This window comes from Stygiolobus caldivivus, assembly GCF_019704315.1.
Classification (GTDB): domain Archaea; phylum Thermoproteota; class Thermoprotei_A; order Sulfolobales; family Sulfolobaceae; genus Stygiolobus; species Stygiolobus caldivivus.
Genome location: NZ_AP024597.1, coordinates 1087539 through 1102006, shown reverse-complemented (window position 1 = coordinate 1102006; position 14468 = coordinate 1087539). Strand labels below are relative to the sequence as shown.

Below are 14468 nucleotides of genomic sequence, written 5' to 3'. Positions count from 1 at the left end.
AAGAAATTGTTAGACAAGAAAGGGGGCGGCACCCTTTGGCCCCTGACAAAGTATAACTCAAAACTATCGGGTTCTATTAACGAGAAGACCTTGCCCTCCAACACCTTACAAAGTATAACGTGAATGGCCATTTGATAAAGAAAAAGTCGTACGCACTTATTCTACTTTTCTTTGGTAATATAAAACCACCGGGATTGTTGATAAAGTTTTTAAATGTACGTCCGGTTTATTAAAAAATGTAAAGTACGAATAGTGACTGAGCACCGTTAAGGCCGTGCTTAGCAGTAAGAGAGCTCGCCGATTGGAGGATGTAGAGTAAAGGCCCTCAGGTTTGTTGAAAGTCATTTAGGAGATGCACTGTCCTTGATGAATAACTTTGAGACACGTTAAAGTAAAATAAACCGACAAAAGTTATAGAATATCATCCAAATTGCCCAATGAAAGTCACCATACGTACATAAAGTCCTCACGCAAGACCTTATCGGTAGCCCATACAGCTTGAGACCAGACCGCCTATCCCTACCAACACGTCATAATAAGTGATATTTAACTAACCTAAGGGGAAGTTATCGGTCTCTTATCGCGTATGTGTATCAGCCTTAAGTTAACGATAATGTCACCCATTATAAACTCACCGAGTATAAACGTGAATACGGATAAAACCTTTTTTGGTCGTCTGTTTGTTGGAAAAATGTACTTTGGTATAAAACGTACACATTTTCTGGGCAGAAGGACTAGGTCTTGCCCTACAGTGTCTGACAAAGTATATTATATACCCGGTCAGTTAATAAAGGGCGACAACGTAGCTAGAGTAGAGCTAAAAAATTACTAAGCGAGAGGATAAGGCCTCGCCTTTAGTCTCTGATAAAGTATACTACTAAATATCTTGCATTTACACACACGCTGCTTTTAACGTAAAGGCGGTTATTGTAAAACAAGACGGGCTCACCACCTAACTCCAAAACGTATATAACATCTATATATCAGAATATATATATCAGTTCTTATAATTTGTTGTGATGAGGAGGTATAACAGTGTCAGGTTAGTAGCCATTAAGGCGTTAATAATAATAGTAGTAGTATTGGCCCCTTTAACGTTGTTACCTAGCTTGGGCATATTAACAGTACACGGTGACACAAACAATACCCCTGATATCGGGTATGTAAAATACACACTAGTTTTGTACGACGGGACGTTATACCAAGGTAACGTAGTCAATAATAACAATCACGGCGTGACTGCGAACCTTATGGCTTACGACCCGTCCAACGGTTACTTATACGTGACAAGCGTTAATTCTGATAAAGTTTATGTAATTAACACGTCCACTAACCGAGTAATAAACACTATATGCGTTTGTAATAACCCGTTTGGCATCGCGTATGACCCATCTAACGGCAATGTATACGTGACGAACCTAGAGTTTGATGTAATTTGTGTAATTAACACGTCCACGGATAAATCCGTAAATCGCATACCCGTAGGTAGTAATCCGTGTAGGGTCGCTTACGACCCTTCAAACAGCTACATATACGTGACAAACTGTGGTTCCAATACGGTTTCGGTAATTAACCCGTCTACAAACAAAGTCGTGAATTGTATATGTGTGGGTAAAAGGCCCATAGGGGTCGCTTACGCCCCTTCAAACGGCTACATATACGTGACAAACTGTGTTTCTTGGACAGTTTCCGTGATCGACCCGTCTACAAACAATGTAGTAGCATCAATACCCGTAGGTAAATACCCGTTTGGCATAGCTTACGACCCTAGTAACGGCTACTTATACGTGGCTAACGGCGGTTCCAGTTCAGTTTCCGTGATCGACCCGTCTACAAACCAGGTGGTAGGGACGATACCAGTAGGAAATAAACCGCTCTGTATAGCGTATGACGCCGGTAACGGTTACTTATACGTGACAAACTATGGGTCAAATACGGTCTCAGTAATTGACCCGTCTACAAACCAAGTGGTAGGGACGATACCAGTAGGGAAAGGCCCATTTGGTGTCACTTACGACCCCTACAATGGTTATGTATACGTGGCAAACGCTGGGTCTGGGTCCATTAGTATTATCCCTACAGTACCGGCGAACTCTTCGCAGCTAGCGGAGCTTACCGCGAAAAGTCCGTCGAATATTACGGGAAAGATACCAACACCTCCGGCTCCACCCACTACGACTTCTACCGGTATACCTCCCGTGTCTCTCGCAATAATCGGGGTCGCAGTTGTTATTCTAATCGGTATAGTGGTAGCGTCAATCAGGAAGAAATAGTTTTAATGTTAACGGGACTTTTTGATAGTTTTTCTCTCTTTCAACTAAGTTTCTGGAAGGGTAAGGTTCCGTTCCAAGGGGCTATACCGTGCAGTCCGCTGGAAAAGCCCTCCTAGCCTTAATTATCTAAAAACACGGTGTTGTCCACGACCGCATTTAATAAATTGTTTTTCATTAATCTTTTCTAGTAAGAGTGAGCGATCCTAACATGTTTATGAGTTTTTACTTTACCATTATTCACGTTAATTACACACTGTGTACTCTCTAACCGATAAGATTATAGTTTGTCAGGGACTAAAGAGCAAGTCCTTATTCTCTTCCTTAATAAATTTTTTACCCCTATGCCAACGGTACTGATGCCCTTTATCAAATAACCGGGTATAAAAAATTTTAGAGATATATCTCCCCTTCAATCTGCACTACGCTAGCATTAGCCATCATAATGTTAAATTCTACTGGGGCAGTGTATATACCTTCGTCCTTTAGGTGCTCAAGGTAATTGTAGACCTGTACTACCGCCGGGCTGTTACCTTGCAATACGATGTAGAACTTCTCGGAGTTTGCACCGTCTATACTGATCTCTTGGTACAGTGGGATTACGAAATGAGTTTGAGTACTATTTGCGAAAGTTATATTCCCGCTAATGGACAACAGAGTGTAAGTCCCGGGGGTCACATTGCTCGGTGGGTAGTTAAAAACCCCGTTTAACACTATTACGTAACTACTCCCGTTAACGCCCATTATCTCCTTCGCAAAACCGCCGAACACTACCTTATACTCGAGGTCGTATAAGCCCCTCTGTAATGGGGCATTAACTGCCGTATTGGTGGTCACTAATGTTGGTGATGCCCCGCTATTATTGTGAAGCACTACACCCCACACTATAGCGGCTATTATTACTGCTAAGAACACCGCCGGAATAACTTTGTTCGCCTTCATCAAAAATAACCGGATTTATAAATACCGTAATTTGTGGTATGAACAAGTTAAAGAGGGTGTTCTCGGCAAACCGTGATCTGTCTATAATACCGACTAAAGGGGATTTAGTGATGTTAGAACTTACCGCGTTTGCTATAATTTTATCCCTGTTAGATTACAGACTAGTATTCCTAGACGTTGTAGCGATTTTGGGGTATTACTTTATGCCCAAATACGGCTATGACGGCTCGGGTATCTGGAGGCTGATCGGGAATAAGAGAAGGCTCTATTTCATGTGGAAGGACGTGAGAGAGTTAGTGTTAAATAAAGACACGTTATACTTTCTCCTAAACGACGGTAAGGTTGTAAAAATAAGCGGAGTAAGAGACCCGTACCGCGTGTACTTAAAGCTAAAAAAATACTTAACTTAATTTTTTATCATCATTATCTGATTCAGCCCCGATCTTACTATTCTCCTCGTCATCATCCTTCTTAATCATTATGATCTCCAATTTCTCCCTTTCATTATGACGACTAGTTATTCGATTCTTTAACTTCTTAAATCCAAGCTCAATAGCTCCAGCAGCTTCGGGTGCCTCTCCAATGTCACCGATATCGTCGGGTATATCGGGTGTATTACCAGCCGAAGAAGAACTGATCTTTGTTACAGGTTGTAAAAACGTACTAATGTGATGATAGACTATATTATAATAAATATTTACAGTACCTAATGTCATTCCTATCCAGACTGCGATGAAAAAGGGCCCAGCAAACCAGAATAAAAGCCCACCAATAGCTATTAAGAGCCTTAAGACCAATGCGTCGATTACACCACTAATTACGAAAGCAAGTCCTACACTCAGTATCATATCAGCAAACTTTCTAGTCCAATCGAACAACCAGAGAACTGCTATGAATGGAATCAGCGCAGCAAGCGCATATAGAATCAATTCCCTAATTGCACCAGCAAGGAATATTGCTACAGTCAATTGTAGTAAAAACTTAAATAATTGAGATAACGGGCCACCGAAGACATCGGCTGCACTACCAGCTTCATAGAGTGCTCCAGTTAAAGTAAGCTGACTTGAAAGATCGTTAGCTAATTTTATAACATCACCAGAGGGAAGTATTTGATTTACTAGATTGTTTAGTATATAAGCAGACTGGTTCCATATCGTTATTCCCGCATAAGTAAAGACCCAGTAAACCCCTAACTTATATATCAAGTCCCTTAGGAGATCGTAGAAGTCCCCGTATTTGCCTAAGAACGCGTTAAGCCCTACATTAGCGGCAAGGAATAGCAGTGCATAAGTGCTGGCAAAGCTCATAAAGACGCTTTTATATAAGAATTTAGCAGTGTTACTAGCAGGACCGTAAGAAGCATGATAACTAATAATTGGAACGTATAATATACCCTCAATAGATTTAGTTAATCCAGACTTTATTAAAGGAAGGGCACCTACTCCAGACTCAAAATAACTCGATATAGCCTGAAGGACACCGTTAAATATTCCTCCGAGACCTCCCGGTTCAGCAACTAAAGCCATTTGCCCAGAGCCATAATAGATAGTAGTAATCCTACTATTATTCACTACGGCTTGCACGGTAACTACGATATCGTACCTACCCTGCTTCGGTGTAAAACTCGTTACATATACATGATGAAAAGTCAATTGGTGCCCTGAAGGCCCTATTACAGCAGTTGAACTATACGGGACGTTGAGTTTCACACATACATATCCGCTAGGCTCGTATATTTTTACAGTGACGTTAGCCATACTCCCTAAATTATAATTTCCACTAATTGAAACTACAATATATGCAGGGCAAACTCCCGGATCAAAGATGTTATTAGGTGCTACATTCCAGTGAGCAGTACTCAGAATACAGCCCGGATACCACTGATATACCTCGACTGTTACTTCAAGCCGGTGAGAAACTATTATACTCCCCTGATAGTTATTGCTGTTATAGCTGGCAGTAAGTAAGGCTACTATAACCCCAGCAACTATAAATACCATTCCGTATGTGAAGTCCTTTCTTATTACTACTAACGCCATCGCCTCGAGTAACGCTGCTAGATAGCTAAGAAACTGTGCGAAGTCCTTTACCGTGTTATTATTACTACCAGGACTACCACCAGTACCTGCTAAAGTTATTAGACTACTATTTATTGCCAGAAGTAGGGGTATTAAAAAACTATTGAGAATACCTTTATTCTTATCTCCCTTCTCATCAATAATTTACTTATTTATAAATTCGGCATAAACTGTTATATTGAATATTGAACTTGGCCCATAAGGTACAAAAGTGTATCCTAATGTCGCTTTTCCTTCATAAATTCCCGGTGATGGCGGTGTAGTCGGCCCCGTAGCATAAACTATTAAATAACCGTTCTCAAGCGCCGGTGTACCACATATCGTATACGGGCAACAAACTACCTTATAACGAACACCGTTAATGTAAAAATAAGATATACCGTTCCAAGAGATGCCAGTTCCATTAGTCAACTCTGTAGCATATCCGGTTGAAAGGCAAAATCTCATGTTATACCACGTGAAGTTGTCAAACATAGTAGCGTTAGGCGGTAACTCAAAAACATAATAAGTCTTATTATACTTGTAGAACTTGATTAAGTCCTTAGAAGGCACACTAAAAGGAGAAATACTCTGAACAACACTAGTATGCGTACTACTGCTGGTCGAAGTAGGTACACTAGATGTAGTTGACGTAGTAGGCGGGACACTAATGGGTGTCACACTAGTAGGGGGGACACTACTTGTACTCCTAGTCCTCAGCAAGAACAACCCGGCAATAACACCCACAACGACTATCACAGCCACTACTACACCGATAACCACTTTATTCACAAGATACACCCCTTCAAAACAACTAGAAATTGGGGGTATAAAACTATTTCTGTATGCATTAATTACAACTGGAAATTAAAATAATGGGGAGGGAACCGACCCGCGTTTCTTTTACGGTTGCAATTTTTCTTAATAAAGTGAAATTTTATCTATCAAATACACGTTAAATAATGTTAAAAACTCAGGCGTATTAAGACGTGCGGTAAGGTCGTTATAATTTAGATAACAGAGAACGGCTCAATGGTATTACGTCGTTTATACCCCGAATTAATAGATTTAGCGTGGGTACACCACGACCTGCGACAGACCCACCCACGCATAGGAGGAGAACAGTTAGTTTAAATTTCATTATGCATTTAATTTTTACAAAATTCATATATAAAAAAGGAAATATAGCTTTATTCTATTTATGTATTCAATTTTTAGGCTTTTTCATCATTTTATGATCTAAATTATAAATAATGTATTTATGTATTCAATTTTTAGACCTTCAGGACCTTCTGTACCTTAACGTTTTTACCCAGATAGTGCTTCTGGTACCTGTACATACCGACATAGTGTACTACTACGTAATAATAGTATTTACGTTGGAACTCCATAAGCTTCAATACCCCTACTTGCCCGCACTTAGGACATATAACGTGGTTCTTATCATCGACCGCGGTAACGGTAATACCGTCGTTCTTCTTCCTCACCGGGTTCCTCTTTATAGAGCCCAGTAGTATATTAATCCTGGTCTCGATGTTCTTGCCGGAGAAAACCTCTTCCTCCTTTAACTCAAAATATTTCCTCTTAAGCTCCTCAAAATTATCGTACTGTTTCAGCTTTTCGAGTACAATAGCGTCTATGTCCTTCTTCCCCAGCCGCATGTGCAATAATTTCTTAGCCTTTCTGAACTCTAACTCACTTACATTAAACTCCTTCCTTAGGGCCTTTGTCTTTATTGATAAACCTTGCCTGTAATGGGCTATTGTAAAAGCGGCTAAAATACCCGGTCTACCGTACTTCTTCATCTCCTCTGCCCAAGCTATGAAATTCTTACGTATGTTCTCGTCTTCAATTCTGGAATAGAGAATGTTTATTATGTCGTCTAACTCACTTCTCCTATAATCCATGTACTTGATATATCTCATATATCTTTCCTCGTCTGTATTACTAAATTTCCTTGTATTTATGGGAACTAGATAGTCGTACCTTTCGAAACAAAACATCAGTTCTTCACTAACCACTTCACCTATTTCAGGATCTACTAATTCTCCCCTATCGTTCAGTATGTACATCTTTATTCAATACTAATACTATATAAAAATTAACATTGTAGAATAAAATTGTCATATACACATTATTTTCTTTTGCTAAGACAAATACCAGACTGAATATTGAGCGTGAATTAAACTATTTAAAAAAAGTTTTATTATGTGTCGTGAAATAGCCATTTAGTCATAAAGCTATTACCGTTAAGACAGAGTACTGTTGTCAAAATCTCTTTTTATTAAGGTTAAAAATGAGGCTAATTTTGCCGATCTATTAAATAGGTTTCCATCATTTCACTCTACGTTAAACATTTTTAAATCCTTAATTTATTTGATTTATTCTCCTTATTATCAAATAGACCTACTATACTCTATAATTTCTAAGGAGTTCAGTTCAATTGCTGAGCATTTTTATAATCTAAGAGGCGGGCGGGCGTTATGATCAGTAGATTTTTATCGGTAACCCTATATCTGATATATTTTTATTAAATAAGCGTTTAATATTACTTATTATATATTTTATTCCGCGTATTAATTAAAAATAAACGTAAAATAAGATATAAATATTCACATAGATTCTTGGATAAATACTCCTCTATAACGGTTTTTCGAGAGTGGACAACAATTTAACGTAAGATCATCTTGGATAGCCTGAATTATAACCTTATTATAACAAGTTTTTATACGTACTATGTATTAACGTTGTTGTAGTGTAACCTTGTTATTAGTTATAATCTCACTTTGCTTAAACAAATAGAAATTGCAATGAACCCATGAAATGCTCTGAGGTGGTATTTTAACGGTGGTCGTTCACATATCCATTGCGATTTCAGTTTGTCTTATTGAAGTGTATTTTAACTGTTAATTATACGTCAAGTAAAATTAATACTAAAAAGCTTGTAGGACACATGACAAGGGTGATATAACTTTAATTAGACAGAATGTTTAACACATATTTGGACTATTTGTACTATAGAATTATACTAATTTAATAGAGCATATTTCAATTTACAATGGAGACGTAAGCGACCCGTGAGTAATCTTAGATATACTGGCATTTATACAGCTAAACGTTGCTAGTATACCGTTATCATAGGGTACGACGCTGTACACGTTTACGGATTTGCTCCTAGCTGTGATTGTAGTTACTTGGCTGACTTGTGAAGATGCAATTACTGATAAAAGGAGTAGGACACTTATTGAAAGTAGTAGTAGCCTTTTCATCATAATGTCTATTATAAAAAATATATTTTAAAAGGTTTTTCCAGAGAGTCTAGACTTGTTTAAAAAAGTTAAAAAATTATTTTTTCACTTTTAAAATGAATACTAAAGCGAGTATTATAACTAAGGCTACTGCCCCTATTATTACACCACTCCACGTAAACGGTGTCGAGGTAGTAGTATTTGTTACTGATGGTGTAGTAACCTGTGTCGACGAGACGATATGTGCTGACGGTGTATTAATGTACGTTACTGAAATATTAGCGTTGTTCTGGACTGTAACTTCATCTACTATTACCTCAGCCTCCACAATACCCTTACTACTCACGGTAGGGACGACCTTGACCACATAATACACGTTTGGAGTAACATTTGCTATATAAATATCAAGCCTCTCAGTCTGACCTACTATAAATGGAAGGCATTCAGAAATCGTTAAAACCTTACCCACACTTTCAATTCCCCTCACAATACCGTTACTGTTTAAGAAGGCTAATAGGAAGCCATTACTATCATTTAGTATAATTACGCCAGTGCTCGGGTAAAGTGTTACATTTCCACTCAACAAGTAGTTTACAACACCGCCCTTATACACGTCCGTAACATTAGAACCCCTAATAGTAGGGTTAACGACTACAAGGTAATTCCCGGGGTCATAGAAGAAACCGGATATAGGCGCAATAATAGGAAGACTAGCATTACCGGGTAGTCCACTGGTTCCACTGGTCCTTCCAACAACTTTTTCTACAACCGGTATTTTAGTTACTAGCGTCAGCCCACTACCATTATACTTCTCCACAGCGAGATAGGCATGACTATGAAGTAATATATCGTCTATTATTTTGCCCAAATTAGCACTCTTGTTTAACTCGACTTTATTTGTCGTAGTATTAAGTATTACCGCGTACAAATTACCGCCTATGTTTAATAATGCATCTGAGTACGCTGGGACGTTATCTAACTGTATCTTACTGACTACCTCACCGTTACTTAAATTAATACCTATAATACCTAGGTTAATATTAACATCAATCTTTCCCGTAGTGCAGGTAACGTTATAAATATACAACGTGCCACCGACTACTGTAGCGTAACCCCAGTGGAATAAACTGTGGTATAAACCGTTAAATTCACTGCTAACCCCTGCCGTTACTACATTATCTGCTCTTATATAATCGACATAATCCTTAGTCCATATTACCTTACCGTCATAACTGTACAGTGTAATGTTGATCACGTGACTTAGACTTAATGAATGATAAGGTGGCTTATAGTAGCACTCAATAGCCGTCCTCGCACTACTGCTTAGGTTTTCAGAAACTACTAAAATCCCTTTAGGTAATTGTAGCATTGCTATAGGCCAGAGTTTAATCAGGGTAATGCTACTCTTGTTTAGAACTATAGTGATGTTGACGATGTGCGGACAGTCTATATACGTTATTACTGGTACTGTTAGGTTGAATAGTGTGCCGTTCCAGAGCCCGAACGAATGCTTTACGGTAAACGTGTTTACTAGCCTTAAACCCTCGAAGACATACACTGTAGGCCCTATTACTAAGTAAAGTTTTCCGCCACTTACGAATGCGGATGCAGACTGGATATAGTGGAACGTTGCTTTATACAGTAACAGTTTATTAGTAGAGTTTATGAAATAGACAAACAAGGTGGAATTATAACTCGCATGCACTAAGTGATTAATTGTGTAGAAGGTGATGTTTGTACAGCTGTATGTCAATATTATACCGTTATCATAGGGCGTCACACTGTACACGTTCACAGATCTGTCCCTAGCTGTAATTGTGGTCACTTGGCTGACTTGTGAAGATGCAATTACTGATAAAAGGAGTAGGACACTTATTGAAAGTAGTAGTAGCCTTTTCATCATAATGTCTATTATAAAAAATATATTTTAAAAGGTTTTTCCAAAGAGATATAGCAGGTCTTAAATCTTCAAAGAGATATCTTAATCAAATCTTGGTTAGGGGATGCTTTCTAATAATTAAAAGCCGACTAACTAATTATAGCTGATAGAGGTAATAATCACGTATTAAAAATCTAAACTTTTAAAGTCTATTTGACATATCATGACAAAAATTTTTTAATTAAAAATAGATTATAGAAAAGACAAAATATAAGCTTTTGCACAAGATATTTAAGGTGTTTAAAAATGGATAAGTCTATAGACAAAAATTTACAGACCAAAAAGAGTTCAAAAAATAAGACTATATCTTTTCACATTTCATTAGAAGAGTATGAAGCGTATAAAAAACTGTCTATCGAGCAAAAAAGACTCATTAGAGCTATCGTTAAGATACTAGTTAAAAACCCACAACTACTAGAAGAATATAATTATGTTTACAAGTTCCTAACCGCAAAGTCGATAAGCCCTTATGTTTGTCCGCTTTGCTTAGTTCCTTTTTCGTCATTAACTGCATTAAAAAACCATTTGCGATATGCGGAACATACGAAAGTCTGCCCCATTTGTCATAAGGAGTTTACTTCAACCGAGGCCACACTAGATCATGTCTGTAAAAAACATAACATCTGTATAAGTTAAAAACTGTTTAAGGGCTCATACAGCAGTGGTTAGACTTTTTAAAAACCCTTATTTTCTCTTTTACATAATGACAAGGAAGTTAGTTGCCCTATTAGTCCTTACCATACTACTAATGCCAGCAGCAGTACTAGCTACTAATACAGCAGCACAATCGAGCTCACAGAATTACGATTGGGCCATATCAGCATACAATTCAAACTTAGCTAACCATTCAGAATACGAAGCATACTTTATGAACTTCTCTTATTTCGGTATTCATCCGTCTTCTAGCTTTTATTCTATTGCGGAAATTCTAAACATACCCTTACAAGTCAGCGGGTGTATATTAATTGATGGTATTCCGTATTATTCAGTTAATTACATTCTCCTACAACTTGGTGTAGTATATCTTAGTAACGGCTCGGCATTATTAGATACTAATTATATAGTATTTTATAGTGGTGGCCTTCTTCAAATAGTATTTCGGCCAGTGATGATTACTAGCTCCAGTATAACGAAACCTTTTGATATTCTTTCATTATATCAGGGGTTTATTCAAGGTTGGATCGGTCACTTCTATAACGAAACTACTTGTTTAATTTTTCCAGGGACTCCAATCTATGCCGGCGAAGAGTTTTCTCTTGCAAGTAACGTAGAATTATACATTGCATCTGTGTCTAGTGTATCGAAACCTATAATAATTAGCTCTGAATACGTGATGTATCCGAGTGTATCATTAGAAGTACACGCACCGTCACAATATTCATTTACTGATTGCTGCCCATTCTTCGTCACGTTATTCAAATTATATGTAAATGGTGAGCCATATAATGCACCAACAAACGGACAAAACTTAATATCTGCTGATTCTGCTAGTGCTGAAGCCGATTATGGTGCAGAAATAGGAGAATCTCCACCACCTTACTGTGTAGCTTGGGGCGCAGTGCAATCCAATATTACTTATAATGTCCGGTGGTGGATGCTAGGCACAATCTACGGAATAATATTTTATCCTACACAGCCATATCAGATAATAAATTATGTAACTAGTCCTCAAGAACCAATTGCAAAAAGCTAACTTAATCAAGGCAAAACCTTTTTTATAACTTATTAATAAATAGTTTAGGGTATTTATATTTCTCTAAAAATTAACATTAGGATGCATAAAACGTTTTCTTAATGTCTTCTCTAGGTAAAGATTTTTATTAATTAATAAATTTATACCTTAATGACTGCACATTACCTCCACACTCAAAAGGACCGTCATAAAAATTATATTACCTTCTTCTCTCTACAAGTAAGGCTACTAACAAAGCAACTATTACAGCTGCAGCTATTATAACTAATGTATTATAAGATACAGGCGTCGAGGAGGAGGTCTTTGTGTGCTTAACACTAGACACTGTCGTCGTAGTAGTAGGGCGCTGGATTGTCACTTCGTAAACTACAACTTTACTTTCTGCTACACCCTTACTGTTTATTACAGTGAAAGGTTTTACTACATAGTACTTATAGGGGTTTACTTCTACGATGCGTATTGAATACGGGAACCTTGTGGTATTACCTAAATTTGTTACCCATCTAAGAGTACCGTTTGTGTTAAACATGAACAAGCATAGTACCTTACCCTTTTCTATTAGCATTAAGTCGTTATTCTTTACCACTATTTGAATAGGGGTTATGTTAAAGCCCATCAAATAATGTGTTACACCTCCGTAATAGACGTCAGTGACGTTGTCCCCTTTTAGTGTCGGGTATGTTATCAATATGAACTGACCGTTATTGTAGAGTATATGAGTAAAGTCCCTAGTTACGTTCATAGTAGTATTTACGAATTTAAGTTTAATTCCCCCGTTAGGGCACTTAATTATTCTAGGCATTCTAACCTTCACGTGATAAATTCTTAAAACCACTGGTACTTTAGCCACTACTGATAGCCCACTGCCGTTATACTCTTCGACTATTACGTCCTCCTTGCTCTTAAATACTAAGTACAGCTTCCCGCCGATATTTACGAGGTCCTTTAAACTCTGGTTTAAACTTATCCTCGACGCTATCTCACCGTTATTCAAGTTTATCCCTAACACGGTACTGCCGTTAACGACGAACAGCTTGTCCCCCACAACGGTACCATGGATACCCTCTAACATGACGGGTTGTAGTGCAGGGGCTCCGGGTTGGGCCAGAGGGGTGCCGAAGTATATAGGTGCCCGCTCCGTCGAGATTAGGTAGCCTCTACTCCATATTACCTTACCGCTATAGCTGAACAGCGTAAAATTAACGAATTTGTTAAGACCGGAGGGCCCCGTACCGTTTGCGTAGGCTACCAGAATACCTTTAGGTAACTGTAGCTCTACTAATGGGCTATTAACGGTTATGTTGGTGTTGTTCAGTAAAATTATGTCAGCCCCGCCCAGTAAGGTCACGATCTGCGGGAACGTGAGGTTAAAGAGTGGGGGGTTATACACCTTACGTAAAGACCCGTTGATAACGTAAGTGTTAACGAGCTTAAGCCCCTTGAACACGTATACAGACGACTTACATACGGCGTTACGCAGTACGACCGGTTGGTAAGCGGGGCCGTTATATGACGTGTTTACTACTTTTATGCCAGTGTTAAAGTTGAAACGTATTTCCGATACCACTACGTATAACTCTCCGCCCTGAATAAAGGTGAAGATGAAGGGTACACGTTTTAGTGTCGACTTGTAAAGTAATAACCGGGTGGTAGAGTTTAAAAAGCAGACATTCACTGTCGTGATGGCGTAGTATTTGTGTATATTACTTACCGTGAAATTCGTATAGCTCATGGCTATTACTATACCGTGGTAGTAAGGTGTTACGCTGTCTACGTTTAATGAAGGCGTTTTAAAAGAGGCCGTAGCCACTTGTTGGACTGTTTGCCCGATAGAGACAGAACTCAAAAAAGCTAGGATAAAGACTGTTAACAGCATTAGACTGAGTTTTACACTCATTTTTATCAATATAATTAGTGAAAATACGCTTTAAAAACATATTCCAAACAGCCTAAAGGAAGCCGGGGCGTAACTCCCCCTTTCCTCCCATACGGGCAGAGCACGTAATCGGTAGACGGTGTTAACACCACATAAAAACGTGACAAAGACGGGAAAAGGCGGTTGAAATAGGTTTGGACTAGGACACCTTGGTGTGACGTTTACCGCTAGCTAATGTAGGGAACGTTTCCTCTTCAGAAGTAACGTTATGGCGACCACGATTACCATTGTGATATAGGGATAACTACCGGGAAACTATGAGTCGCGGTAATACTGCTTGCCACCTTCGGCTGACTATTCGCCGTTTCGTACACTATGACCTCGGTCTTATTGATATTCCCGGAGTTATACCTTAACAACGTAATACTCGTGATTAGTTTCGG

Annotated in this window: 11 protein-coding genes; 4 read left to right on the top strand and 7 right to left on the bottom strand. The window is 38.5% G+C overall.

Going from position 1 to position 14468, the window contains the following annotated elements:
• Window positions 1-1019: 1019 nt before the first annotated feature.
• Entirely contained in the window at window positions 1020-2273 is a 1254-nt protein-coding gene (locus tag KN1_RS05470) for a YncE family protein (protein ID WP_221289849.1), read from the top strand.
• Between the two features lie 390 nt (window positions 2274-2663).
• Here KN1_RS05470 and KN1_RS05465 read toward each other — a convergent pair whose 3' ends face one another.
• Window positions 2664-3212 carry a hypothetical protein gene (locus KN1_RS05465; RefSeq protein ID WP_221289848.1) on the bottom strand — a complete coding sequence of 183 codons (549 nt, stop codon included), beginning with the start codon at window positions 3210-3212 and terminating at the stop codon, window positions 2664-2666.
• A gap of 38 nt (window positions 3213-3250) precedes the next feature.
• Here KN1_RS05465 and KN1_RS05460 point away from each other — a divergent pair, with 38 nt between their 5' ends.
• Window positions 3251-3622, top strand: coding sequence for a hypothetical protein (locus KN1_RS05460; protein ID WP_221289847.1), 372 nt, complete (start codon window positions 3251-3253; stop codon window positions 3620-3622).
• On the opposite strand, the gene KN1_RS05455 is transcribed toward KN1_RS05460, so the two are convergent.
• The 5 genes from KN1_RS05455 to KN1_RS05435 form a co-directional block, all read right to left on the bottom strand.
• A complete protein-coding gene (locus KN1_RS05455; RefSeq protein WP_221289846.1) occupies window positions 3614-5251 on the bottom strand; it encodes a hypothetical protein in 1638 nt (545 codons plus the stop codon). The two genes, KN1_RS05460 and KN1_RS05455, sit on opposite strands and share 9 nt — an antisense overlap.
• Before the next feature lie 183 nt (window positions 5252-5434).
• A complete protein-coding gene (locus tag KN1_RS05450; protein ID WP_221289845.1) occupies window positions 5435-6061 on the bottom strand; it encodes a hypothetical protein in 627 nt (208 codons plus the stop codon).
• A 482-nt stretch (window positions 6062-6543) separates the two neighbouring features.
• Window positions 6544-7341 (bottom strand): hypothetical protein, encoded by a 798-nt coding sequence (locus KN1_RS05445; protein ID WP_221289844.1) that lies wholly within the window; start codon window positions 7339-7341, stop codon window positions 6544-6546.
• 981 nt (window positions 7342-8322) lie between these two features.
• The gene (locus KN1_RS05440) at window positions 8323-8541 is read right to left on the bottom strand and encodes a hypothetical protein (RefSeq protein WP_221289843.1); all 219 of its coding nucleotides are present in this window, start codon (window positions 8539-8541) and stop codon (window positions 8323-8325) included.
• Between the two features lie 73 nt (window positions 8542-8614).
• The gene (locus KN1_RS05435; RefSeq protein WP_221289842.1) at window positions 8615-10420 is read right to left on the bottom strand and encodes a hypothetical protein; all 1806 of its coding nucleotides are present in this window, start codon (window positions 10418-10420) and stop codon (window positions 8615-8617) included.
• A gap of 282 nt (window positions 10421-10702) precedes the next feature.
• Here KN1_RS05435 and KN1_RS05430 point away from each other — a divergent pair, with 282 nt between their 5' ends.
• Both KN1_RS05430 and KN1_RS05425 read left to right on the top strand, forming a co-directional pair.
• Window positions 10703-11092 (top strand): C2H2-type zinc finger protein, encoded by a 390-nt coding sequence (locus tag KN1_RS05430; protein ID WP_221289841.1) that lies wholly within the window; start codon window positions 10703-10705, stop codon window positions 11090-11092.
• 67 nt (window positions 11093-11159) lie between these two features.
• Entirely contained in the window at window positions 11160-12149 is a 990-nt protein-coding gene (locus KN1_RS05425) for a hypothetical protein (RefSeq protein WP_221289840.1), read from the top strand.
• 199 nt (window positions 12150-12348) lie between these two features.
• Here the strand turns inward: KN1_RS05425 and KN1_RS05420 are convergent, their stop codons facing one another.
• Complete coding sequence (locus tag KN1_RS05420; RefSeq protein WP_221289839.1) at window positions 12349-14046, bottom strand: hypothetical protein; 1698 nt, start codon at window positions 14044-14046, stop codon at window positions 12349-12351.
• Between the last annotated feature and the right edge of the window lie 422 nt (window positions 14047-14468).

Bases quoted from the DNA above. Each gene is read 5' to 3' on its own strand.
- KN1_RS05420 (WP_221289839.1), bottom strand. From the start codon at position 14,046: ATGAGTGTAAAACTCAGTCTAATGCTGTTAACAGTCTTTATCCTAGCT.
- KN1_RS05460 (WP_221289847.1), top strand. From the start codon at position 3,251: ATGAACAAGTTAAAGAGGGTGTTCTCGGCAAACCGTGATCTGTCTATA.
- KN1_RS05445 (WP_221289844.1), bottom strand. From the start codon at position 7,341: ATGTACATACTGAACGATAGGGGAGAATTAGTAGATCCTGAAATAGGT.
- KN1_RS05430 (WP_221289841.1), top strand. From the start codon at position 10,703: ATGGATAAGTCTATAGACAAAAATTTACAGACCAAAAAGAGTTCAAAA.
- KN1_RS05435 (WP_221289842.1), bottom strand. From the start codon at position 10,420: ATGATGAAAAGGCTACTACTACTTTCAATAAGTGTCCTACTCCTTTTA.
- KN1_RS05425 (WP_221289840.1), top strand. From the start codon at position 11,160: ATGACAAGGAAGTTAGTTGCCCTATTAGTCCTTACCATACTACTAATG.
- KN1_RS05455 (WP_221289846.1), bottom strand. From the start codon at position 5,251: ATGGCGTTAGTAGTAATAAGAAAGGACTTCACATACGGAATGGTATTT.
- KN1_RS05465 (WP_221289848.1), bottom strand. From the start codon at position 3,212: ATGAAGGCGAACAAAGTTATTCCGGCGGTGTTCTTAGCAGTAATAATA.
- KN1_RS05470 (WP_221289849.1), top strand. From the start codon at position 1,020: ATGAGGAGGTATAACAGTGTCAGGTTAGTAGCCATTAAGGCGTTAATA.
- KN1_RS05440 (WP_221289843.1), bottom strand. From the start codon at position 8,541: ATGATGAAAAGGCTACTACTACTTTCAATAAGTGTCCTACTCCTTTTA.